Source organism: Burkholderia sp. KBS0801 (assembly GCF_005937855.2).
In the GTDB taxonomy this organism is placed as follows: Bacteria; Pseudomonadota; Gammaproteobacteria; order Burkholderiales; family Burkholderiaceae; genus Burkholderia; species Burkholderia ambifaria.
Window position 1 is genome coordinate 979,319 of record NZ_CP042179.1, and the last position, 23,482, is coordinate 1,002,800.

Annotated in this window: 22 protein-coding genes and 1 pseudogene; 6 read left to right on the top strand and 17 right to left on the bottom strand. The window is 63.9% G+C overall.

Annotated elements, in window-relative coordinates; genetic code table 11:
• Positions 1-22: 22 nt before the first annotated feature.
• The 3 genes from FFI87_RS33970 to FFI87_RS33980 form a co-directional block, all read right to left on the bottom strand.
• The gene (locus FFI87_RS33970; protein ID WP_138850701.1) at positions 23-1,270 is read right to left on the bottom strand and encodes an MFS transporter; all 1,248 of its coding nucleotides are present in this window, start codon (positions 1,268-1,270) and stop codon (positions 23-25) included.
• 151 nt (positions 1,271-1,421) lie between these two features.
• Positions 1,422-1,745 carry a hypothetical protein gene (locus tag FFI87_RS33975; RefSeq protein WP_138850702.1) on the bottom strand — a complete coding sequence of 108 codons (324 nt, stop codon included), beginning with the start codon at positions 1,743-1,745 and terminating at the stop codon, positions 1,422-1,424.
• Between the two features lie 104 nt (positions 1,746-1,849).
• Entirely contained in the window at positions 1,850-2,923 is a 1,074-nt protein-coding gene (locus FFI87_RS33980) for a porin (RefSeq protein ID WP_012372059.1), read from the bottom strand.
• A 333-nt stretch (positions 2,924-3,256) separates the two neighbouring features.
• Between FFI87_RS33980 and FFI87_RS33985 the strand changes: the two genes are divergently transcribed.
• Positions 3,257-4,171: a helix-turn-helix domain-containing protein gene (locus FFI87_RS33985; protein WP_085043334.1), complete on the top strand. Its 915-nt coding sequence runs from the start codon at positions 3,257-3,259 to the stop codon at positions 4,169-4,171.
• Between the two features lie 117 nt (positions 4,172-4,288).
• Here FFI87_RS33985 and FFI87_RS33990 read toward each other — a convergent pair whose 3' ends face one another.
• The 11 genes from FFI87_RS33990 to FFI87_RS34040 all read right to left on the bottom strand — a co-directional run bounded on the left by FFI87_RS33990 (position 4,289) and on the right by FFI87_RS34040 (position 16,064).
• Entirely contained in the window at positions 4,289-5,059 is a 771-nt protein-coding gene (locus FFI87_RS33990; protein WP_012372061.1) for a thioesterase II family protein, read from the bottom strand.
• Positions 5,056-8,604, bottom strand: coding sequence for an indolepyruvate ferredoxin oxidoreductase family protein (locus FFI87_RS33995; RefSeq protein ID WP_138850703.1), 3,549 nt, complete (start codon positions 8,602-8,604; stop codon positions 5,056-5,058). Before FFI87_RS33995 ends, FFI87_RS33990 begins: the two co-directional genes overlap by 4 nt.
• Positions 8,601-9,443, bottom strand: coding sequence for an alpha/beta fold hydrolase (locus FFI87_RS34000; RefSeq protein WP_012372063.1), 843 nt, complete (start codon positions 9,441-9,443; stop codon positions 8,601-8,603). Before FFI87_RS34000 ends, FFI87_RS33995 begins: the two co-directional genes overlap by 4 nt.
• Complete coding sequence (locus tag FFI87_RS34005) at positions 9,418-10,968, bottom strand: MFS transporter (RefSeq protein ID WP_138850704.1); 1,551 nt, start codon at positions 10,966-10,968, stop codon at positions 9,418-9,420. The genes FFI87_RS34000 and FFI87_RS34005 overlap by 26 nt, the downstream gene beginning before the upstream one ends.
• Positions 10,969-11,001: 33 nt before the next feature.
• Complete coding sequence (locus tag FFI87_RS34010) at positions 11,002-11,814, bottom strand: hypothetical protein (RefSeq protein WP_012372065.1); 813 nt, start codon at positions 11,812-11,814, stop codon at positions 11,002-11,004.
• A gap of 84 nt (positions 11,815-11,898) precedes the next feature.
• Positions 11,899-12,273: a nuclear transport factor 2 family protein gene (locus FFI87_RS34015; protein WP_012372066.1), complete on the bottom strand. Its 375-nt coding sequence runs from the start codon at positions 12,271-12,273 to the stop codon at positions 11,899-11,901.
• A gap of 84 nt (positions 12,274-12,357) precedes the next feature.
• Entirely contained in the window at positions 12,358-13,329 is a 972-nt protein-coding gene (locus FFI87_RS34020; RefSeq protein ID WP_012372067.1) for a 3-oxoacyl-ACP synthase III family protein, read from the bottom strand.
• A 17-nt stretch (positions 13,330-13,346) separates the two neighbouring features.
• Positions 13,347-14,405, bottom strand: a complete 1,059-nt coding sequence (locus FFI87_RS34025) for a 3-oxoacyl-ACP synthase III family protein (protein ID WP_138850705.1) — start codon at positions 14,403-14,405, stop codon at positions 13,347-13,349.
• On the bottom strand, positions 14,406-14,636 hold the full coding sequence (locus FFI87_RS34030; RefSeq protein ID WP_012372069.1) for a hypothetical protein: 231 nt from the start codon (positions 14,634-14,636) through the stop codon (positions 14,406-14,408). It lies immediately after the preceding gene.
• Positions 14,623-15,318: an HAD family hydrolase gene (locus FFI87_RS34035; protein WP_012372070.1), complete on the bottom strand. Its 696-nt coding sequence runs from the start codon at positions 15,316-15,318 to the stop codon at positions 14,623-14,625. The genes FFI87_RS34030 and FFI87_RS34035 overlap by 14 nt, the downstream gene beginning before the upstream one ends.
• Before the next feature lie 44 nt (positions 15,319-15,362).
• On the bottom strand, positions 15,363-16,064 hold the full coding sequence (locus tag FFI87_RS34040) for an AfsA-related hotdog domain-containing protein (RefSeq protein ID WP_012372071.1): 702 nt from the start codon (positions 16,062-16,064) through the stop codon (positions 15,363-15,365).
• 208 nt (positions 16,065-16,272) lie between these two features.
• On the opposite strand from FFI87_RS34040, the gene FFI87_RS34045 reads away from it, so the two are divergent.
• Entirely contained in the window at positions 16,273-17,868 is a 1,596-nt protein-coding gene (locus FFI87_RS34045) for an FAD-dependent monooxygenase (protein WP_175741737.1), read from the top strand.
• A 44-nt stretch (positions 17,869-17,912) separates the two neighbouring features.
• On the opposite strand, the gene FFI87_RS34050 is transcribed toward FFI87_RS34045, so the two are convergent.
• A complete protein-coding gene (locus tag FFI87_RS34050) occupies positions 17,913-18,611 on the bottom strand; it encodes an autoinducer binding domain-containing protein (protein ID WP_229203058.1) in 699 nt (232 codons plus the stop codon).
• A 687-nt stretch (positions 18,612-19,298) separates the two neighbouring features.
• Positions 19,299-19,532 (bottom strand): annotated as a pseudogene (locus FFI87_RS34055) (LysR family transcriptional regulator); the annotation flags it as partial.
• A 152-nt stretch (positions 19,533-19,684) separates the two neighbouring features.
• Between FFI87_RS34055 and FFI87_RS34060 the strand changes: the two are divergent.
• The 4 genes from FFI87_RS34060 to FFI87_RS34075 all read left to right on the top strand — a co-directional run bounded on the left by FFI87_RS34060 (position 19,685) and on the right by FFI87_RS34075 (position 21,979).
• Entirely contained in the window at positions 19,685-20,344 is a 660-nt protein-coding gene (locus FFI87_RS34060) for a carbonic anhydrase (protein WP_012372075.1), read from the top strand.
• Between the two features lie 61 nt (positions 20,345-20,405).
• Positions 20,406-20,876 (top strand): cyanase, encoded by a 471-nt coding sequence (cynS, locus tag FFI87_RS34065; protein ID WP_011660834.1) that lies wholly within the window; start codon positions 20,406-20,408, stop codon positions 20,874-20,876.
• A 145-nt stretch (positions 20,877-21,021) separates the two neighbouring features.
• On the top strand, positions 21,022-21,501 hold the full coding sequence (locus FFI87_RS34070; protein ID WP_138850892.1) for a DUF1348 family protein: 480 nt from the start codon (positions 21,022-21,024) through the stop codon (positions 21,499-21,501).
• A gap of 220 nt (positions 21,502-21,721) precedes the next feature.
• Positions 21,722-21,979, top strand: a complete 258-nt coding sequence (locus FFI87_RS34075; RefSeq protein WP_011660836.1) for a DUF4148 domain-containing protein — start codon at positions 21,722-21,724, stop codon at positions 21,977-21,979.
• Positions 21,980-22,211: 232 nt separating this feature from the next.
• Here FFI87_RS34075 and cynR read toward each other — a convergent pair whose 3' ends face one another.
• Positions 22,212-23,099 (bottom strand): transcriptional regulator CynR, encoded by an 888-nt coding sequence (cynR, locus tag FFI87_RS34080; protein ID WP_138850708.1) that lies wholly within the window; start codon positions 23,097-23,099, stop codon positions 22,212-22,214.
• Positions 23,100-23,482 lie beyond the last annotated feature (383 nt).

Below are 23,482 nucleotides of genomic sequence, written 5' to 3' on the forward strand. Positions count from 1 at the left end.
GGTTGGGCGGGAGGCGCGCGCGTCAGTCGAGCGCGCGGTCCTTCAGTTCCGGAATCAGCGTGACCGTGACGATCATGTCGAGCACGTACAGCGCGGCCAGCATCGCGATCGCGATCTGAAACGAATAGCGCGCGGCGAGCGCGCCGACGACGAGCGGCCCGAGGCCGCCGATCGCACGACCGACGTTCCACAGCACGTTCTGCGCGGTCGCCCGCACCGCGGTCGGGTACGCTTCGGACATCAGCGTGCCGTAGCCGCCGACCATGCCGTTCACGAACATGCCCATCAGCGCGCCGGCCCACAGCATCGTGGCCGGGTCCGTCAGCCGCGAATACGCGAACACCATCGCCACCGCGCCGAGCTGGTACAGCAGGAACGTCGGCTTGCGGCCGATCCGGTCGGCCAGGTGTCCGAACAGCCAGACGCCGGCCATCATCCCGAGCACGGTCACGGCGGTCCACAATCCGGATTTCGTCAGCGAGAAGCCGAGCTGCTTCGACAGGAACGTCGGCATCCAGATCATGATCCCGTAGTAGCCGAAGTTCTGCACCGCGCACAGCACGACGATGCCGATGCTCGTGCGGGTCGTGCGCGCATCGGCGAACAGCAGCCGGAAACGCGCGCCCGTGCGCGCCGGCTGCGGGCTCCGGACGAACACTTCCGGCTCGTGCAGCTTGTTGCGCAGCACCCAGGCGACGATCGCGGGCAGCACGCCGATCGCGAACATGCCGCGCCAGCCGACGCTCTGCAGCAGCAGCGGCGTCAGCAGCGACGCCGCGAGCACGCCGCTCTGCCAGCCGAGCGCCACGTACGACGACACGCGGGCGCGCTTGGCTGCAGGCCACGCTTCGGCCGCGAGCGCCATGCCGATGCCGAATTCGCCGCCGAGGCCGATGCCGGCGATGGTCCGGTACGCGAGCAGATCCCAGAAGCCCTGTGCGAACGCGCACAGCCCGGTGAACACCGCGAAAAGCAGGATCGTCCAGGTCAGCACGCGCACGCGGCCGTAGCGATCGCTGAGCGCGCCGAAAATCACGCCGCCCGCGACCGCGCCGACCAGCGTCCACGTGACGAGCGCCCCCGCCTGCTGCGCGCCGAGCTGCAGCGACGCCGCAATTGCCGGCAGCATGAAGCCGAGGATCAGCAGGTCGAAGCCGTCCATCGCATAGCCGATGGCCGAGCCGGCCAGCACTTTCCACGCGTAGCGCGACACCCGTTCGGGCGGTGCGTCGGCGGGCGCGGCAGCGGAGGATCGAAGGTTCGCTTCCATGATTGTCCGTATCGTGAGGAGGGAATATCGATGCCGGCGGTCCGCCTCGCGGTCGTTTGTCGTTTTTTTTAGACAGACGGACCACAACCTGATCGTCGGCATCGCACAGCTTAAGGGCGTGGCCCGGGCGGATTCGCGCCGGCGTCGCGCATCAGACGACCAGTTCCTTCGACACCTGCGCGGCGAAGCCGTTGAGCGCCGCGAGCAGCGCGTCGTCCGAGCGCCCGCTCGCATCGCTCAGCCGCCGCGCGTGCTCGCGCAGTTCGGCGAGAAACGACTGCACCGTCTCCGTGCAGACCGCCACGCCCTCCTGCCGTTCGGCGAACGTCGCGGCCGCCTGTGCGAGCAGTACCAGCGCCGCCGATTCCCGCCCGTGCGGCGCCGCCGCGTCCCGGCAGCGCGTCGCGAACCGGTGAATGTCGGAAAAGCCGACGACGTCCTGTGCCAGCCACTGCGTGGCGTCCATAAGGTTCATGCTTTCCTCCTCGTCTAAATATTTAGACTACCCGCATCAAAAACGGAATGCAAGCGTCCCATGTATCGGGGTAAACCGGGAAGCCTCGCATCGCGATGCCTGCGTCAGAAGCGCGTGCGCAGGCCCGCGCCGTACGTGATGCCGGTCGACAGCCCGCCGACGTGATCGACCTTGATCGCCGAATAGAGGTCGGTGCGCTTCGACAGCAGATAGTCGTAGCCGAGCGCGCCGGTGCTGCGATGCGCGCCGTCGGCGAGCGCCCCGCTCGAATGCGTATACGCGTAGCTCGCCAGCAGCGAACCCACGCCGATCGGCACGCTGACGCCGGCCTGCAGCGTATCGCCGTGGAAGTTGCCGCGCTGCGCGCGGTTCGCGACGTTCATGTACTGCGCGAACAGCTTCACGACACGCCAGTCGTACAACGCGCCGACCTGCACCGTGCGCTGGCTCGACAGGCCCGGCGCCGCGGCGAGCGCGCCGTCGAGATCGCCAGGCGTCGCACTGAAATTCACGTACTGGAAGACCACGGCGGCCGCGAACGCGCCGCGCGCGTAGTTCGCGTTGACGCTCCATTTCTTCGCGCCGTTCCGGCCGGCCGTATTGCCGAGTGCATACAGCAGCCCCGCATTGAATCCGCCGAACGTCGGGCTCGTATAGGCGAGCGCGTTGTTCCACGCCGAATCGCCGACCACGCCCTCGGCGCCCACGCCCTTGAACGTGTGGAAGATCATCGGCGAGAACGTGTACGAATTGAACAGCGGGTTGAACTGGATCGTCGCGAGATACAGCGGCGTCGTGATCCGGCCAAGACGAAGCTGGCCGAACCGCGTCTGCAATCCCGCGTACGCATTGCGCGAAAACAGGCTGTCCCCGGCGTAGCGGCCGTACGCGCCGCTTTGCGGTTGAAAGTAGCTTTCGAGCACGAAGAACGCCTTGTTGCCGTTGCCGAGATCCTCGCTGCCGCCGAGCCCCCAGAACGACGTCGTCATCCCGCCGCCCGACTGCACGAGCGCCGTGCGCCCGCCGGGTTGCTTCACCGAACCGACGAAAGCGTCCGCGACGCCGTACAGCGTCACGCTCGACTGCGCGTGCGCGAGCGGCGCGGTGCCAATGGCGCCTGCCGCGCCGGCCATCAGGAATCCTGCCCGAAATCGGGCGCGCGGGATCTGCAACGTCATGCTTTTCTCCTCCCGGCGCAATGGGCCGGCACGTGGGAATGTCTGGAAGGTGCGATGCCTCTATCGCCGACAGCGTCTGCGCGCTCGCCGGGTCGTCCAAATATTTAGACGATGTGCACGCGCACGGACACGGACCAGTCGCAGGCCGTTACCGCGCACAAGGCGAGCGCAAGCCGCGGATGTGCGAGCATCCGTTGTCGGCTACGTTAAAATACCCGATACAAAAAAATAGACAAACATCGATCTTCGCGATGCCCCCGGCAGGATGGCGGCGCGGCGCGGTCGCGCAACGCGGTGTCTGTCGATTTTTCACCCGCCACCCAGAGGTACTTCATGTCCACCGCCGGTTCCCGAAAAACGCGTCTGCGCGGCGCGCGCTTCGACTTCGACAGCATTGGCGAGCGCTTGCGCGCGTACCGGATGGCTGCCGAGTTGCGCAGCGAGGATGTCGCCGAGCGCCTGAACATCTCGCGCGCGGCAGTCTACAAGCTCGAACGTGGCGAGATTGTAAAGATCGATACGCTCGAGCGGCTCGCCGCGCTGTTCGGCGTGTCGCTCGCTAACCTGATGGGCGTCGAGGTCGAGTATCACGATTCGGCGATCAGCTATTTCGAGCGCATGCGGCAGATCGAGAGCCGCTCGCAGCGGATCTTCGCGCATTTCGATCCGTTCTCGTTCCTGCTGACCTCCGACGATTACGAAGGCTGGCTGCGCCAGATGCTCGAGGAAAGCATCCCGCCGTCGCTGACCGATGCCGCGTGGCGGCAGACGCTGTCGAAAGTGATGGCGATCCTCGCGGACCGGAAAGCCGCGTTCCGGCGCGCACCGCTGAACGTGACGAGCCTGATCGGGCTGCGCCAGATCGAGCAGTTCCTGCACCACGGCCTGGTCGGCCGCCTCGGGCTGCCGCCGGGCGTGCAGCTCGAGCGCAAACTCGCCGCGCGGCGGGAAGTGATGCGGATCGTCGGGATGCTCGAGGACGATGCGAAAGGCGTGCGTATCGGCATCGTCAGCGACAACCTGCCGAACGAGACCTTCCAGATCTTCGAGGACGACGACAGCGCGCATATCGCTGTATCGCCGTTCCGGCTCGGCGAGCTGCCGAACATTCGTACCGGCATCGCGACGATCACCACGTCGGCGGATGCCGTCGCGATGTACCGGAAGATGATCGACCGGCTGTGGACCGATTCCACGAAGGGGGCCGACGGGGCCAGGCTGCTCGTCGACCTGCTCGACCGGGCGTAGTGCGGCGGCGTGTCGATCACGCGCGATTCCGGTTGGCCCGCATCGCGCGGGTTCCTATTGTTGAAGCCGTTAGCAGTATCTGTGGCCACTGTTAGTAGAAACTTCGAACGGCAACACCTAGACCGTTGCCGCGACCGTCCTCAGCAATGCATCTGACAGCAGGTCCTGCAGTTGGCTCATGGCTGCATCGTCGAAAAAATGACCTCCCGGCAACGTATGCAAATTGCAGGATGCGGTGGTGTGCGCGGTCCAGCCGTCGAATTCGTCTGCCGTAAGAAGCGGGTCCGATTCGCCCCGAAATCCGATCAAAGGAATGGCCAGCAACTGCTCCAGCAACGGCGAATAGGCCTCCGACATGTACAGATCGGCTCGCAGCATCGGCAGCAGAAACGGCCGCAACCGCGAATCGTCCAGCAGACCGTCGGCTATTCCGCCCAACGCGCGTAGCTGCGCGACGAACGCGTCGTCGTCGAGGTCGTGCAGCGGTGCGCGCCGCAACGGACGATCGGGCGCACGGTGTCCGGACACGGCCAGTACAGCCGGTCCGCGTTTGCGCGCCGCAAACAGCGCGCGCGCGAGTTCGAATGCGAGCAACGCGCCGAGGCTATGTCCGTAGAACGCGAACGGAACGGCGCGGGCGTCGCCGACATGCAACGCATCGAACGCGGCGAGCATCGCGGGCAGCACCGTGTCGATCGTTGCGCGCGTGCGGTGCGCGGTGCCGAATCGATTCGGCAATTGTGCCGCCCATATCTCGACTCCGTCCGCGAGTTTTCCCGCCCACGACGAGAAGCTCGATGCATTGCCCCCCGCATGATGAAAGCAATACAGGCGCACACGCGGCGCATCGACGCGGTGAATCGGCGCAAAAGCGCACGGACCGCTCACGACTGACTCCGCTGCGGGAACGCGACGGCGAGTGGGTCGAAATGCGGGTCGTCCGTCGCCGTCGGTACGCCGTCCCGCGCGACTTCACGGCCGGTCAACCGCGCGAGCAGGCCGTTCCACGTTTGCGATGCCTGCCGCATACGGGCGGCTTTCACGTGGCCATATCCGCGAATCTGCTCGGGTAGTCGCGCGAGCTCGAGCACGGTGTCGTAACGCTCGCTGTCGAGCGTTGCCAGCGCCTGATCGATTCCGGCCATGTACTCGTCGATCAGCCGGCGCTCCGACTTGCGCTCGGCGGTATGGCCGAACGGATCGAGCCATGTGCCGCGCACCGCCCGGCATGCAGCAAGCATACGAAGCACGACGATGAACCATGGCCCGAACGTGCGCTTCGTCGCAATCGCACCGCGGCGCCGGAGCGGCAACATCGGCGGTGCAAAGTGGAAGCGCAGCGTGTACGCGCCTTCGAACGTTTCGTCGAGCGTGCGACCGAACTCGGGGTCGACATACAGGCGCGCCACTTCGTATTCGTCCTTGTACGCCATCAGCCGGAACAGATTCTCCGCGACGGCCCGCGCAATTGCGTCCTTGGCACACGCCGCGCGCTCCGCCGCCCGAACGCGCTCGACGAAATCCCGATAGCGCGCCGCATAACGCGAATGCTGATATGCGGCGAGAAACGCACCGTGCCGGGAGATCGACGCGTCGAGCGATTGCGGACGCGCCCACACGATCGCCTGCTGCCGGGGCTGGCGATCGCCCGTCTCTGCGGCCGCAGCGCGCCTTCCGAGCGCAAATGCCGCTCGATTCTTCTCGACTGCGACACCGTTGAGCTCGATCGCACGTAGCAGCGACGCTTCGGACAACGGTACCCGGCCGCGCTGCCACGCATAGCCGAGCATTACGATATTGGCGAGCATCTCGTCGCCGAAATGCTGCGTCGCAAGCCGGTTCGCGTCTATTACGTCGACCTCGCGCCCCGCCGCGTCGGCCAGTAATTGCTCGACTTCGTCCCGCGGAAATTGCCAGTCGCTCAGTTGTGCGGCGTAGCCGGGCTGCTGCTCGTGACCGTTCAACGTCACGACCGTTCTGTCCCGGCCCACGCGTTCGACGGCGTCCGGCGCTGCCGCTGTCAGCATGTCGCAGCCGAGCAGTAGATCGGCATGCGCGGACGGGATGCGTTGCGCCCACGTATCGCCCGGCGCGTCGAAGATACGGACGTGACACGTCACGGCGCCGTTCTTCTGCGACATGCCGGTCATGTCGAGCACCGACACGCCCTTGCCCTCAAGATGCGCTGCGCGGCCGAGCAGCGCACCGATCGTAATAACGCCGGTGCCGCCGATTCCGCATACCAGTATGTTGAACGGGCGCGCCGACACGGCGGGCAGCGCGGGCGTCGGCAGCGCAGGTTCGATGCTGTCCGGCGCGCTGTCGGGGCGCGCCGTGCGCTTGCGTAGCGCCCCGCCGACGACCGTGACGAAGCTCGGGCAAAAGCCGTCAGTGCACGAGAAATCGTGGTTGCACGACGTCTGGTTGATCGTCCGCTTGCGCCCGAGCGGCGTGTGGACCGGCACGATCGCCGAACAGTTCGACACTTTTCCGCAGTCGCCGCAGTCCTCGCACACGTGCGCATTGACGAACGCACGGCGTCTCGTCGCGGGCAGCGTCCCGCGCACGACGCGCCGGCGCTTCTCCGCCGCGCAGACCTGGTCGTAGATGAGCACCGACACACCGTCGACTTCGCGCAGCGCGCGTTGCACGTCGTCAAACGCATCGCGCGGATGGATCGTCACGTGATCGGCAAGTCCGTCCCTGTTCGCGTAGCGCGCGACGTCGTCCGTCACCACGGCGATCTTCCGCACGCCTTCCGCGGCCAGCTGGCGCGCCATGGCATGCACCGTGATCGTCCCGTCGACGGACTGACCGCCTGTCATCGCGACGGCATCGTTGTACAGGATCTTGTACGTGATGCGGGTGCCGGCCGCGACCGCCGCGCGAATCGCGAGATAGCCGGAATGGAAATAGGTGCCGTCGCCAAGATTCGCGAATACGTGCGGTCGGTTCGAGAACGGCGCCTGACCGATCCACGTGGCGCCTTCGCCGCCCATCTGCGTGAACGTTCGGTTGTGTTCCGGATAAATGGACGTCGCCATCACGTGGCAACCGATGCCGGCAAGCGCGACGCTGCCGGGCGGCACGCGCGTCGACGTGCTGTGCGGGCAGCCCGAACAGTAGTACGCGGACCGCGCCGGTATTGAGCGCGCACGCTGCACGACGTCGAGCGATTGCTCGAACGCTTGAAGCCGCGAGCGGAACGCTTGCGTGCCGAACAGTCGCTCGAGTCGTCCGGCGATCACGCGCGCGATGCGGATCACTGAAAAATCGCCGACGGACGATAGGACCGACTCCGGATCGCAATCGCCGATCGTGCCGTACTCGTTCGTTTTTCCGTGTATCGCCGGCCGCAGCGCTTCGGGCCAGTCGTACAGCATCGTCCGGATCTGCGGCTCGACAATCGGCCGCTTCTCCTCGACGACGACGATTTCGTCCAGCCCCTGCGCGAACTCGTGAACGCCTTCGGGCTCGAGCGGCCACGGCATCGCGACCTTGAACAGCCGAATCGCCGCGTCCGCACCGCCGCTATCGTCGACGCCGAGCAGCTTCAGCGCCTCGCACACGTCGAGATAGCTCTTGCCGGTGGCCACGATGCCGATGCGGGCGCGCGGTGCTGTGCCGACGACTCGATTCAGACGGTTCGCGCGTGCATACGCGAGTACCGCGAAGTACTTGTGCTGATGCGTGAGCCACTCCTGCGCACGCGCCTGTGCCCCGAGCGTGGCCGACGATGTCCGGCAGTTCAACCCGCCCTCCGGCAGCACGTGATCTTCCGGAATACGTATCCGAACCGCGAAAGGATCCGCATCGACGCTCGCCGACGATTCGACCGTATCGGCGAGCGCCTTGAATCCCACCGCGCAGCCCGAATAGCGCGACATCGCAAAGCCGTGCAGCCCGAGCTCGATGTATTCGTCGACGTTGCAAGGATACAGTACAGGAATCATCGCGGCGCTGAACACATGGTCGCTCTGATGCGGAAGGGTCGACGAATAGGCGCCGTGATCGTCGCCCGCGACCAGCAGCACGCCGCCATGCGCGCTCGTGCCCGCATAGTTCATGTGCTTGAGCACGTCGACCGAGCGATCGACGCCCGGCCCCTTTCCGTACCACAACGCGAACACGCCGTCGAACTTCGACTCGCCGATCAGATCGACCTGCTGCGTGCCCCATACGGCCGTCGCGGCCAACTCCTCGTTCACGCCCGGCTGAAACCGGATTTCGTGCGCGGACAGCACGTCGCGCGCGCGGACGAATTCGAGGTCGAGCCCGCCTAGCGGCGACCCGCGATAGCCGGAAACGAAACCCGCAGTCGAAAGGCCGGCGGCCGCGTCGCGCATGCGCTGCATGACGGTCAGCCGCACCAGCGCCTGAACGCCGCTCAGATACACGCGGCCGGCCGTCGCAGTAAATCTGCCGTCGCTCATGACGCCTCCGAGCGCAGCGATTCGGCAAATTCGACGATCGATCGTGCGCACGCGGACGCATCCTCCAGATGCGGAACGTGGCTGACGTTGTCGAGCAACAGCAGGCGCCCATCGAGCTGCGGAACCTGCTGCGCGAGCTTCCGGTAGAACGCGTGCTGAATGAAGGCGTCGTCGCGCCCGCCGATGTACAGAAGCGGAACCGTGCTGCGTGCCAGCAGCGCGATTTCGTCGGGCCAATGCTGGAGCGCCATGAAGCGGACGATCTGCTCACGGAAGTTGCCGTCCGATTCGCGCAGGTCGCGTGCCATCCGCGCGTACGGCTTGCCGGCTCTGGACGGATGAATGAACGCGCGCGTCAGCACATCGATGTCCGCCTCGTCGAATACAGGCTTGAGCGACGTCTTGCTCGGCGCGTCGGGCTTCACGTTCGAGAAGAAATCGTCCTTCCCCGACGAGTGGATGCTCGCCATCAGAATCAGCGCCCGCAATCCGTGCAGCGACGGCAACGCCTGTGCCGCGATATTGGCGCCGAGGCTGTTCGCCGCGATCGAATAGTCGGAAAGCCCGAGACACGCGATGGCCTTGACTAGCAGATCGCGCAGGCCTTCCATGCTGTATGCATATGCATCAGCGGGCATGGACAAGCGGTCCGACCGGCCATGCCCGGGGAAATCCAGCGCAATCAAATGGAACCGGCCGTCCAGCGCGTTCGCCAGATCGTCGAACGATGCAGCCGACGACGCATTGCCATGCAGCAGCAGCAGTGCGGGAAGGTCGCTTCGATCGTTGCTCAGGTAATGCACCTGCCCAAGCTCAAGGCTCAGAAATCTCGATAGCATGCGTCGCTCCGGACATAGGGGTCGATGGTTGTTTCCTCAACAGCATCGCGCAAAGACCGACGCCGATCAGCGTCAGCAGCGCGTTGCCGGTCATCAGCTTGCCGAGCGCCGAGAAGTACGCGGCATGCGCGATCTGCTTGACGACGGCGAACGTCGATGCGTCGTCCGGCAATCCCGACCCGACGATATTGCGGCTGCCGTTCGCGGCCATGAAGAGCGCGTCGCGCGTCTGCGCGGTCAGCGGAATCGACGCATGCGCGATGCGCGCTGCCACCTCCGCGTGACTGACGCGATCCAGCACGAGACCCGCGACGCTCACGCCGAGCATCGAGCCGACCATTACGAGCGTGAAGAAAAGGCCGATCGCCGTACCGGCGTCCTTCGGCGAGACCTGGGTCGTGACCCCGTTGATCGTCGCGGTCGTCAGCATCCCGTTGGACACGCCGAAGCAGAACAGGCCGACGACGAATATCGCACTCGACGTGTCCGGCCCGAGCAGGCAGAACGCCGCGCAACTGACGAACAGCAGCGACATCGACACGAGCGTCGGAATCCGGAAGCCCACGCGGTCGATCACCTTCCCCGCGAGCGGCGCGATGAACGCGACCGCGATCGTCATGCACAGCAGCCACATCCCAGACTTCAGCTTCGAATAGTCGAGAATGTTCTGCATGAACAGCGGCAGCACGAACAGGAAGCTGGCCATCGTGTAATTGAAAATCATCCGGATCAGGATGACCGTCAGATAGCCGCGGTTGGTCAGCAGCGCAACGTTGATCAGCGGCGCCGGCTTGCGCAGGCTGCGACGGATGAATATCGCGGCCGCCGCCAGCCCGGCCGCCGCGATCGCGGCGAGTGTGACGGTCGCGACGGTACTCAGCATGTTCGATACGTAGATCAGGCAGCCGAGTGCAAACAGATAGAACGGTACGCCCGCGACGTCGAGCGCCAGCGGGCGGCGCTCGTCGGCCGCATCGTCCGTGACGAACATCCAGGTGAGCGCGATCGACAGCAAGCCGAGCGGGACGTTCATCAGGAAGATCCAGCGCCAGCCCAGATATTGCAGGATGAAGCCACCGGTCGGCGGCCCGAGCGCCATGCCGACGCCGGTGATCGTCACCGCGACGCCGGTCGCGAAGCCTTTCTGGTCCGCCGGGAAGGCATTCGCGATCAGCACGAGCGCCAGACCGAGCGTCGCGGCGAATCCGGTGCCCTGGATGAAGCGGGCGACGATGATCTCCGTGACCGTGCCCGAAAACGCACCGATGTACAGCGATGCGACCGTGAACAGCAGCGCGCCGAAAATGAACACGCGCTTTCTTCCGACGCTGTCGGCCAGTTTTCCGAACAGGCAGAAGAACGCTGCCGCCGCCGTCAGATAGCTGACGATGATCAGCTGGATCTGCTGCATCGATGCGCCGAACTCGGTCGAGAATTCCGGCAGCGCCAGATTCACGATCGTCATGTCGAGATTGGCGAGGAGCAGGCAAATGCCGATCGAGAATAAAACGATCCATTTCTTCATTGAATTGCCTCGTTATGGCTGCCGGGATCGGGTTCACTGAAACATGTGCCACTTGCCGTCGCGGTGAACCAGAAACGCACCGAGCGTCTTCCGCCGCGCGGTGCATTGTCGAACCGCATGCACGACCCGCGTATTCAGCACGTACAGCTGTCCGGGGCGGCCGTTCACGACCACCGACGGCACCCCGTCGAGCCGGGCGACCGTCCCGGTCTCGTTGAACTCGCGCATCATGTCGTCCAGCGCCGCGATGTCGGCGGGCCGGTCGTCCCACAGCACGAGCTGCGTGCCTTCGGGCGAGTCGCCGGCGTTCAGAAACACCGACACCTGATCGCAATCCATTTGGTAATCCGCGAGCGGCCATAGCGACCGATCGCGTGCGAACTGAATCGCGTCGCAGTGCGGCGGAATGCTGTACGTCCCGTCCTTCGGCGCAAATTCGCGCTTCGACGCCAGCGGCAATTCGCCCCATTCGCCGATCCGGATCGCATCCGCGTCCAGTTCGTTCTTCAGCAGCGTCACGAACCGGGTGCCGCTCAGCTTGCCGTTGTACTTACCACCGTACGACAGGTAATCGATCAGCGCAGCGACCAGGTCGGGGCCCGTCGCCCGCTGAGTCGGTCCGATCGCGATGCCGGTATTGACCGCGCTCGGCAGGTTGCGATGCGGGACCGGTTCGGGAAAGGCCGGATCCGACCACCAGTCGTCCAGCCTGTCCGGCGGCACCACATCGAGGAGCACAGCGACTGCCCGCCGGCTCCCGATCATGTCGACTGCCTCCTTCAGGCCGAGGCGGCCCGTCTCGGCCGCACACCGGAAGCCGAGAATGGTGGCTGCGTATTCAGTCATGACGTGCACCCTCGTTCGTATCGGTCGTATCGCGTGCCGGCGGCCCGACCCGCAACGCCGCCGAGCTGGTCGCCGGCCGGCCCTTTATGCGAGCTGCTGTTCCAGCGTCTTCAGGTCGAAATAGTCCTTGAAGAGCGACAGCTTGCCGTTCGCGTCGAACTCGAGAATCACGAGCATCGGCAGCTTAATCTCCTTTCCGCCCAGCGCGATATGGCTCGTGCGTTCGACGATCGCCGTGTTGTCCTGCGTGATCACGCGGTGACGCTCCCAACGATAGGCGCTCGCCTTGCCGAAAAAGTCCGTTATCTTTTCGACGACGGCATGCTTGCCGACATGGGCGCCGAGCGGCACGTCCTCGAGACGGACGTCGTCGGCAAGCAGCGCCGATACCGAATGGATATCGCGCGCCTCGAATGCGCGAATGACGCGGTCGGCAAGCACTTTCGTATCGTTACTCATAGGTCTTCACCTGTTCGTTTGGTTTTCAAAGTGACAATCGACGCAAGCCGGCGGAAACGGATCCGAACCGCCCGCCGCGCTCCGTCACCAGTCGATCAGACTGGCGCTCCACGACAATCCCGCACCGAATCCTGCGAGCACGACTTTCCGGCCCGGCCCGATCCGCTCTTGCCGCAATGCCTCGTAGAGTGCGATCGGGATGCTCGTCGCACCGGTATTGCCCACGTCCTGCATGCTCACGAAGAACCGCGAGCGCGGGATTTCCATCTTGAGCCTGACGCTCTCCAGCATGTGTGCGTTGGCCTGGTGGAATACGAACAGGTCCACGTCGTCGCGCGCGACGCCCGCCTTGTCCAGAAGACCATCGATCAACGACGGAATCGTGCTCAGCACGAAATTGAACACGCCCGTTCCTTGCATGCTGAAATCCGGCCGGTACGCTTCGCCGCTCGTCAGGCCCGCGAGCGCGCTCCGTTGCGCGGTAATGTGCGCATAGCCGGATCCGTCGGTGCCGAACGAAAACGCCCGTGTGCCGCGATTGCCGGCGCGCCGGATGACGGATGCGCTCGCGGCGTCGCCCATGATCGTCTTCAGGCTGCGGTCGTCGGGATCGACCAGCTTCGTATACGTGTCCGACGTGATCAGCAGCACGCCGCTGGCCCGACCGCTGTCGAGAAGCCCTTCCGCGAGCATCAGGCACGACACGTATCCGGAGCAGCCCTGATTCACGTCGAGCGCGCCGCTCTCGATGGGTAAGCCGAGTGCGTGCTGAACCAAGCACGCGCTGGTCGGGATCAGGAACTTCGGCGTCTGGCTGCACAGAATGACGAAGTCGAGCGTGCCGGGATCGACGTCGTGTTCGTCGATCAGCTTCCTGCCGGCCGCGATCGCGAGTTCGAGACTGAATTCGTCGGGCGCGGACGTGTGCCGGAGCCGGATGCCCGTCTTCTCGGAAATTTTGTCGATCGGCCAGTCCGGATGTCGGGCGGCGAGCGTGTCGTTGTCGAGTTGAGCGGCGGGCAGCACGTAGCTGACCGCGTCGATGATTGCTGCCATGGCACGGCCCCCGGATGTCAGTGATAAGCGAGCGGCAACGTGCGGAAATCCGCACGCGGCAGAAACGCGCCGGCCCACGAGAACCCGACGCCGAATCCGACGAGCCCGAGGCGTTCGGTCGGGTCGCCCACGCGCGACTGCAGCCCTTCCGATACCATCAGCAGCGGAATCGACGGCGGACTCGTGTTGCCGAAACGCTCGATATTGGTCAGCATCCGCTCGGACGCGATGCCGAGCTTGCGCGAAAAATGGTCGAGCATGAAGCGGTTGGCCTGATGAAACAGCCAGTGGTCGATACTGTCGATCGACCAACCCGACACGACGCTCAGCTCGCGCACGAGGTTCGGCACATGGTTCAGCGTGAGGCTGAACACCGCCGAGCCGTCCATGTAGAGGTCTTCGTCCGAGCGCACGACCTGATCGGCCGGATGCGGACGCCGTATCGCCGACTCGCCGCTGCGCGGCATCCGGTAACCGCCCGCCGGAATGATTAGCGACCGGCCGCCAATGCCGTCGGTCCCGGCAAAGAAATAACTGCTGCCGGCATCGTCGTCGTACTCGATCGCCGTTGCCGTTCCCGCGTCGCCGAACAGCACGTTCGCCGGAACGTCGTGCGGCGAGATTAGCTTGCTCGGCGTGTCGCCGACCAGCAACAGCACGCGGCGCACGCCTTCCGGCGCAACCATGCCGAATGCCACCATCAGCCCGTAGATGTAGCCCGAGCAGCCGAGGCTCATGTCGAACGACGCGCACCGTTGCGACAGGCCGAGCCGGTGCTGCAGTACGCAGCTCGTCGCTGGCACGATGTAGTCGGGTGTCTGCGACAAGAAGATCAGCATGTCGATCGATTCGCGCGCCCAGCCGAGGCCGTCCAGCAAATGGTTCGCGGCCGTGAAGCACAGATCGGATGCGCACACGCCGTCGGGCGCCACGTGACGCGCTTCGATACCGCACAGCTTCGCGGTGCGGCCGATCTCCGTCGAATCTCCTGACAGATCGTCGTTGAGGCGAACCTGGGACGGCACGGCCGCCGATACGCCGGCGATGCGGGCATGCTCGAAACGTCGGTAGCCCATTCAGACCTCGACCGCATGAATCAGTCGCTTGAGCTCCCCGAATGTCACCACCGACTGGATCGCCACCGGATCGACGACCCGCTGGTAGTGCGTATCGATCAGCGCGATCGTGCTCAGGAACGCCAGCGAATCCCAGACCGCCTCCTCCGCCATGACGAAGGAATCGGTAATACGCTCGGCAGGCACTTCCAGCAGCGCGGCGAATGCGTCGATGAATTCACGGTCGGCCATGTTGTTTCCCCTGTCTGTGATGAATGATGCGCCAGCCGCGGCTGGCGGCATGCCGGATCAGGGCGGGATGTCCGCCCACCGCTACCGGTCTCGTCGCCAGACTCAGCAGCGGAATATCGGAATCGTGATCGCCGTATGCGTAGCCGACTTCGAGCGACAGTCTGCGGCGGAACAAGTACGCACCGAGCGCGTCGGCCTTGCCCTGCCCGATCGTCGGTGCGCCGAGCAGCTCGCCGGTATAGCGCGCATCGGCGATTTCGGGTTCGGCACAGACGACGTGTTCGATGCCGAGGTCGGCCGCGATCGGTTCGACCGCGTCGCGGAACGATCCCGTTACGACGATCGTGGCTGCGCCGTTGCGCTGATGCAGGACCAGTTCGTCGACGACCGCGTCGTGATACAGCGTCGGCCGCATGGCCTCGAACCACCGCGCCGCGGCCGCGCGCATCGCGGCGACTTCAATGCCGGCGAGCTGCCTATAGAAATGGCGGTTCTGCTCGCGGCGGTCGGGATGGCTGGCGCCGAACGCGGCGACGCGCTCGCGTAGCATCGCAATGCGTCGCTCGGCTTCGGCCGGCGATGCTGTCGACGCACGATGGTAGGCGTCGAGCACGCTGAGCATGCTCTTCGGCCGGATCAGCGTTTCGTCCAGATCGAAAACGGCGCAATAGGCGTAGGTCATGTTGGCGGTACGAACGGATCGTTGTCGCGGCCGGGACGCGCGGCTCAGCGAACGAACGCTTTTAGCGCGTTCATTTCAAGCGACGTCACGAACTTGCGGTCCAGCACCGTGAATGCCAGCGACAGCTGACACGCGATCTTGCCTTGCTGGACGAAGCCGATCTCGAGTGCCATCTTGCCGTCACCGGTCGCGCGCAGATCGCGGCGCGTCACGCGGCAGTCGATGCGCGTCTCGAACGGATAGACGAACGTGGCGAAGCCGACGCGAATCTCCTCGGCCAGATAGATCTTCGCGGCCGTCGAATGAAACTTCTGCGTGACCGCATTGCCCATTTGCCGTGCCGCTTCGATCAGCACCATGAACTGGACGTGCTTGCCTGTCACGTGGTCGCTGAGCTCGGCGCATGCATCGTCGATCATCAGGATGCCGGCGTAGCTGTTGTCGTCCGCCGACGTCTGCGGATCGGAAATCAACGTGTTCTCCGGCTTCGCTTTATGCGTGAGTTCGCCGCTGCAGCGCCGGTATTCGTCGAAGTAGCTCACCAGCCGCACGTGTTCGTTGCCGGCGAGCGCAGCCTGCAGCGTATGGTGCTGGCGTTCCGATACGCCTTGCTGCAGCGATATCCGCGATGCGTCGATCCGGTCCGACCGGCATCGTTCGAGCGCATCGTCGAACGACACGATGGCGTCACCGTCTGCGATCTCTTCAAACCGGTTTCCCACTACGTACAGCGTTCTTTCTGTCATGTTCTTCTCATCGTGCGGCGCTGATCGAGGCCTCATCTTATCGACGGCCGACGTCCGATCAAGTGTAAAAATTCACAGTCGCCGGATGGTGAGAATTGCCCGCAAAGCTGATAGCGTGCAGGTCATTTCCGAACCGCCGCCGGCCCGGATGCCGCTGCCTGACCGTTGCAACGGCATCGCGACAAACCGGCGACCAACGAGACCGACCATGGCGGAACCCTCTATCCTGATCGTCGGCGCCGGCCCCGTGGGCATGACGCTGGCTGCACTGCTCGCGCAATACGGTATCCGGCCGCGCATCGTCGATAAACGAGCGGCGCCTTCGGACGGCTCGAAGGCGCTGGCCGTCAATGCCGCTTCGCTGAAGGTGCTGGACCGGATCGGCATCGCGCAACGCATCGTCGAGCACGGCGAGCGGATCCACGACATCCACGTATATCTGGACGGCACGCCGATCGTCCACATCGATTGCGCACGCGCGCGCGGCACGCCGTATCCGTTCTCGATCGCGTTGCCGCAGCCGGAAACCGAGCGGATTCTTTCAGCGCATCTGCTCGGGCACGGCATCGCGGTCGAGCGGCCGGTATCGCTGAACGCCGTCCACGACGGCGGCGACCGCGTCGACGTCACGCTCGAAAACGGCCGCGGCAGCGTCGAGCACGCCCGTTTCGATTACGTCGTCGGTTGCGACGGCAGTCGCAGCACGGTCCGGACGTCGCTCGGCATCGACTTTCTCGGACGCGACTACCGGTCGTTCATGTTGCTGATCGATGCGCATATCGACTGGCCGTTCAAGCGCGCCGGGCACGCCGATTATTTTGTGCGCGACAGCGGCTTCATCATCGTCATTCCTCTGCCCGACGGGCTTTACCGGATCGTCATGAGCGAGAACGGCGGCGATTTGCGCGACATGAAGCGGCCGCGGACGATCGACGACTACCAGCGCATCGTCGACCGATACGCGACACACCCGCTTCGACTGCGGGACGTTGTGTGGGAATCGCAGGCGCCGCTGTACAACCGTCTTGCGAGCCGATTCGGCAACGGGCGCGTACTGCTGGCGGGCGACGCAGCGCACCTGTTTAGCCCGATCGGCGGTCTCGGCATGAATACCGGCATCCAGGATGCGGCGAATCTCGCGTGGCGGCTCGCCGGCGTCGCGAAAGGCGGTTACGCGACGACGGTTCTCGATGCGTACCGCACCGAGCGCCGGCAAATGGCTGAGCGTCTCGTCGCCAGCACCGACGAAACGACATCGCTCATCACCCGTGACGGGTCGAATCTGGCGGAGCGGGCGCGGCGCTGGATGCCGACAATGGAGAACCGCCCGTCGCTGCGCAGCGCATGGCCGCTGGCATTCACCGGTCTCGGGCAGCGCTACGACTCCGACGCGGATGCCGGTCACCCGCTCGTCGGCGTGCACGTGCCGTTCGCTACGGCTCACGACGGGCACGGCGCGCCGATCGATACCTATCGATTGTCGCGCGGCTGGCGTCCGCTCATCGTCGCGTTTGCGCGTACGTTCGGTGACGGCGTCGAGCGGTTGCGCGCCGCCGCGCGGGAAGCCGGGCTCGACGTTTTCGCCGTGGTGGCGCAGCCCGGCTCGCCGGCGGACGCCGCTCATACGATCGTCGACGCGGCGCACGCGTATCGCGATGCGTTCGGCGCGCGCGACGGCGACGTGTTCGTACTGCGTCCGGACGGCTATATCGCGGACGTGGCGTGCATCGACATGCCGGACGACTGCTTGGCTCGCGCATTGCGCGTGTTCGCGCCGGCCGACGCCGACGAGCCGGTGGCTTAGCGATGGAGGCCAGCGTGTGCAGCCACCCGCGATTCGAGCCGCGACTAGCAGCGGACTGGAATCAGTCCGAGCATCGCAGCCTTGACCGTCGCGTGCGTCTTGTTGGCCGCGTCGAGCTTGTCGATCGCGTTCTGGATGTGGAAGCCGACGTTACGCTCGGACAATTGAAGAATCACGGCGACTTCGGCCGCCGTCTTGCCCTCGGCGGTCCAGTGCAGCACCTGCTTTTCGCGCAGCGACAGCCGCATGGCGCCGCTCGGCATCACGTCGGACACGATCAGATTGCTCATCGTCGCGTGAACGAACTGGCAAAACCAGATCATCTCGGGTTCGGTGCGCCGCAGCTCGTCCGGCGCAATCGGCGGTCCGCCGCGCACGAGACTGACGGTGCCCATCGCGCCGCGGTGATCGCGCGTGGTCTGCGACCAGCCGTAGCACAGGCCGAAAGCCGCGGCGTCGCGCCAGAATGCGTCGTAGCCGGGAAGCGGCCCCGGCCAGGGCATCGGTCTCGTACACGCCTGTCCGTAATGAAGAACCGGATCGGCGTGCTGATAATCCCGCTGCGTGTAATGCGTGCGCCAGGCCTCCGGATAATTGCTCCATCCCATGATGGCCGGCCTCGTAATCGGAATCGTGATCCTCAGCACATATGCGTAATATTCAAAACCCAGTGCGCGGACTGCCGGAGCAAGATTATCGAATGCCTCGGAAGCGGTTTTCACCTGCTCCAGGCTTGCCAGCAACGACTCTCGCCATTGATTCATATACGGCCCCTTGGATCTCTCTATTATTTGAGATTCTGTCTCAATAAGGACGATAGTCGGGAGAAGTCACACGGTTGCTCAGCACTCTCTACATCGCTAATGAGTAGAATTGCTCGGCATGTGTGAGCCCTCTGACGATCAGCTTTCAATCGCCCCTTGCGGATCACGTGCATCAGTTCGATTCCGCCCAGTAGTAACGCAGAATAAAATAAAATTGTCACCGAGCGCGCGCGGCGTCGCGCATCCCGAAGCCCAGCCTCAACTCCCTCGCGACGTTGTTGGGCTGCTAGCAGCCGCAACCCTTGTGCGAGATCCGGGTTTACACCGACGATCATGCTGTAGCGATAAGGTTCCATCTCGCTGGCCCGTTCATCCCGGCGTCAGGATTGGCACTCGACCACGAATGGCGGTTCTTCGGCGGCGCGAACGACTCTGAACGACCCTGAGCGGCCCTTCGCATCGTTCGCGCCAATGACTCTTGTTCGCCATGAACCGGTCCTCCGATGTTGAGCCGCCGCAGTCTCCGTTGATTTTGGGGCAGCGCCTTCCAGCATCGCGGGCACCCATTGCTCGGCCGGACAGTGGCTCGCGGTATCGGCAGGAAAAATCATCGATTCGTCATCGCCAGTCTGCCGAGCCTTCAGTTCGCCAACGCGTGTATTGCCCGCCCGCATCCAGATCCCGTAGCACGGATTTCGCATAGCGCATCCACGCCGCGCCGGCATCCATGAATTGCACGTTCCGCCCCGAACGGTCTAGCCGCTGAGTGCGCAGCGTGTCTTCCAGTTGACGTATCCGCTGCGACAGCGTGGGCTGCGAAACGTGCAGTGCCTCGGCGGCGTACGTGAAATTGCGGTGTTCCGGAACGGCCAGGACGTAACGGACATCACACAACAGCACGGCGAATTTCCTCGTGTCCGACAACAATTGGTCTTGCCTATGGTTAGCATCACAAACCCGTCTTGGACACTATGACGCAACAGGTCCATTCTCTGTTCAACGCATCGCACTGACCGACGCGGCGACGAACGCCAGACTGAATGGAGCTGACCATGCAAGAGATCATCGACGGTTTTCTGAAATTTCAACGGGACATCATGCCCGCTCGCAGGGAGTTGTTCCGCAAGCTGGCCACCAGCCAGACGCCGCGCACTCTGTTCATTTCCTGTTCCGATAGCCGCATGGTTCCCGAACTGGTCACTCAGCGCGAACCGGGCGATCTGTTCGTAATCCGCAACGCCGGCAACATCGTGCCTTCGTTCGGTCCCGAGCCGGGCGGTGTGTCGGCGACCGTCGAATATGCAGTCGCCGCGCTCGGCGTGACGGATGTGGTGATCTGCGGCCACTCGGACTGCGGCGCGATGACGGCCGTCGCAACGTGCAAGTGCCTCGACCATATGCCCGCCGTCGCGAACTGGCTGCGCTACGCCGACTCGGCGAAGCTCGTCAACGAGGCGCGTGAACATGCAGGCGAGCGCGAGCGCGTCGACTCGATGGTGCGCGAGAACGTCATCGCACAGCTCGACAACCTCAAGACCCATCCCTCCGTTGCACTGGGACTCGCGCAAGGCCGCCTCAATTTGCACGGATGGGTCTACGACATCGAATCCGGCTCGATCGACGCGCTCGACGCCGCGACTCGCCAGTTCGTGCCACTCGCCGCGCATCCCGATGTCACCGCGACGCCCGCCGAGTGCGTGGCTGCGCTCTGATTCCCGGCTCGTCACACCGACTGCCGATCTCACTAGGTTGATTTACTCAAGGAGCAACATCATGACCCAATCGCAAGTCACACCGAACGCGCGCGAAGCTCTGACGGAAACGATCGTCGACGCGAAGGTGCGCAAGAACCTCACGTTCGAAGCCATCAACGAAGGCACGGGCCTGAGCCTCGCATACACGACAGCCGCGCTGCTCGGTCAGCATGCGCTGCCGGAGAAGGCGGCGAAGCTTGTCGCCGAACGCCTCGGGCTCGACGACGACGCCGTGCGCCTGCTGCAAACCATTCCGGTGCGCGGCAGCATTCCGGGTGGCGTGCCGACCGATCCGACCGTCTACCGCTTCTACGAAATGGTGCAGGTGTACGGTTCGACGTTGAAGGCGCTGGTTCATGAGAAATTCGGCGACGGCATCATCAGCGCGATCAACTTCAAACTCGATATCCAGAAGGTTCCGGACCCGGAAGGCGGCGAGCGTGCCGTCATCACGCTCAACGGCAAGTATCTGCCGACCAAGCCGTTCTGAACCAATGATGCAAAGACGAAAATTCTTACTGAGCACCGGTGCCGCGCTTGCTTCGGGCGGCCTTGCACTCTCGGGTTGCACGATGACGGGGCCGCGCTCCACGTCGAGCACCAACAACGCGCTGTACTCCACAAGGAGATCCGAAATGACTTCACCCGCAGCAATTCGCCCGCCGCTTCCCCCGTTCACGCTGGAGACGGCCATCGAGAAAGTCCGTCTCGCGGAAGATGGCTGGAATTCGCGGGACGCCGCCAAGGTCGCGCTCGCCTATTCGCTCGACACGAAATGGCGCAATCGCGCAGAGTTCGCGAACAATCGAGTGGAAGCGCAGGCGTTCCTCGAGCGCAAGTGGAAGAAGGAGCACGAGTATCGTCTGATCAAGGAACTGTGGGCGTTCGGCGGCAATCGCATTGCCGTACGCTACGCCTACGAATGGCACGACGACTCGGGCAACTGGTTCCGCTCCTACGGCAACGAGAACTGGGAGTTCGGCGAGGATGGCCTTATGCAGCGCCGCTATGCGTGCATCAACGACATGCCGATCAAGGAATCCGAGCGCAAGTATCACTGGCCCCTGGGCCGTCGGCCGGACGATCATCCGGGGCTGAGCGAGTTGGGGCTTTGAAGCCCGGATCGCTACAGCCGCGGTGAGCGATCAGCGCCCAACGATCTGGTTGCGAAGAACGACGGATTGTTGGGCGTGTATTGAAGTTCACTGGTACTGCTAGTTTTGTCGGGCGGTGCGCGAATCTCGTCCGGTGATTCGGCTAGCAGAAACTATGAACCGCAACATCATTACAGTTAGTACTACCTAGTTTATATCGAAACAAGGAAAGGGAAACATCATGAACAAGAGCATCCGTCACATTTCTTACGTCCTGTCGGCACTCACGCTGGCTGCTTCCACCACGACCGCGTTTGCTGCCTCTTCCGCAGAAGCGGCTGCACCGGGTTACCACTCCGCTGCACCGTTGATCCAGCGGAACGCGGCGCCGGAAGCCCAGCGCGCACTGACCCGCCGCGACGTGATCAACGAGCTGATCCAGGCCGAGCAGGACGGTACGCTGCAACGCCTGAACGATACGGTTTTCCACGGCTCGTGATGCCAGACCAAACGGCTGCGACGAAGCGAGTCGTACGCCGCCTCACAAAGGGCGAGTCGCCTCGATGTGTTTATGTCCGGCGGATCGTCAGTTGCAGCATCCAATGGTCAGCAAAAGCGGGCTTCCTGTCGATGATCTCGGCAAAACGCGCTGTTGCGGGCCAATCCCCTCGCGCGGCATCAGCTTCAAAGCAAGTTACTCAACTACGCAACGACGGCGATGTCGGTGGTGGTCACGTCGGCTTTCCAAACTGCTCAGTCAGCAGTTGTAAGAACGCCCTGCTTGCCGCAGTGCGATACGCACCCTTGCGCTCTAAGACGGCAGCCGTACGCGTTGGCAGAGGGGGATCGATCGGCACGGGATGTAGGCCCTCTTGCACGCGTGCGATGTGATCAGGGAGAACCGTCGCCAGCTGCCCGCGACGCACGATCTCGACGATTGCACCGACCGTATCCACTTCGATTGCGACAAGCGGTCGAATAGCGTGACGCGCAAAATGCTCATCGATGAACCGGCGCGTCGCGAATGTGTCGTTCAGCAAGACCAGCGGCTCCTTGCCAAAGTCAGGCCCCGCGAGTGCCTTGCGGCGTGCGGCACGCGGGTGGTTGCGGCCTACCACCAGGCTCAGCGTTTCCGCGAAGAGGGGTTGGCTTTCGATGTCGACTGAAAAGGCCGGATGGAATGCGACACCGATATCAAGCCTGTCGTCTGCAAGCTGCGCCTCCATCTGATCCTGTGTGAGTTCGCGGATATCGATCCTGATGCCAGGATGCAGCTGGTGGAAGCCATCGACGACCGGCCCGACCAAGGAAGCCGTAAAGGTCGGCGTTACTGCGAAACGCAGGCTGCCCCGACTCAATTCCGCCACGTCGTGTATCGCCCTCACCCCTGCGTCAAGGTCCTGTAGCGCGAGCTTGGCATAACGCACCCACGCTTCGCCCGCGTCGGTCAGGTGCACAGTTCTGCCGGAACGGTCGAACAGCAGTGTTCCCAGGGTGTCCTCGAGCTGCCGGATCTGCTGCGACAAGGTGGGCTGCGATACATGAAGCGCCTCGGCAGCGCGCGTGAAGTTCTTCTGTTCTGCTACTGCAAGGAAGTAACGGATATGACGTAGCAGCACGGGAATTCCCTCACCTATTGGCTATCCCTATCGAATCTATCGCAAACCAGTCTTGGACGCTATTGAAATTGCATCCATCCTTCATCCATCGAATCAAGGCACGCATCCAAGCCGATCATGAGGGAGGTCGTCGATGGGTTGCGGATACGCTGAACCGGGCCGTTCCGTTAGTACGCTCGCGCTGAGGGAAATTATTTTGGTTCGTAGACTTTCCTAATGATCTTCGTTCGAGCGACCATCGTGTCGGCCTTTTCTGCTTGCCATCGACCTCCCGCTCTGTGTCGTGCGGTCGCGCGCACCTTCGACCGTTCGTTTGCTCGGCGGCGAAACGCCGGGCGATGTGTTGCCCGAGTCTTACAACAGTGTTGGTCAAAACCACAGTC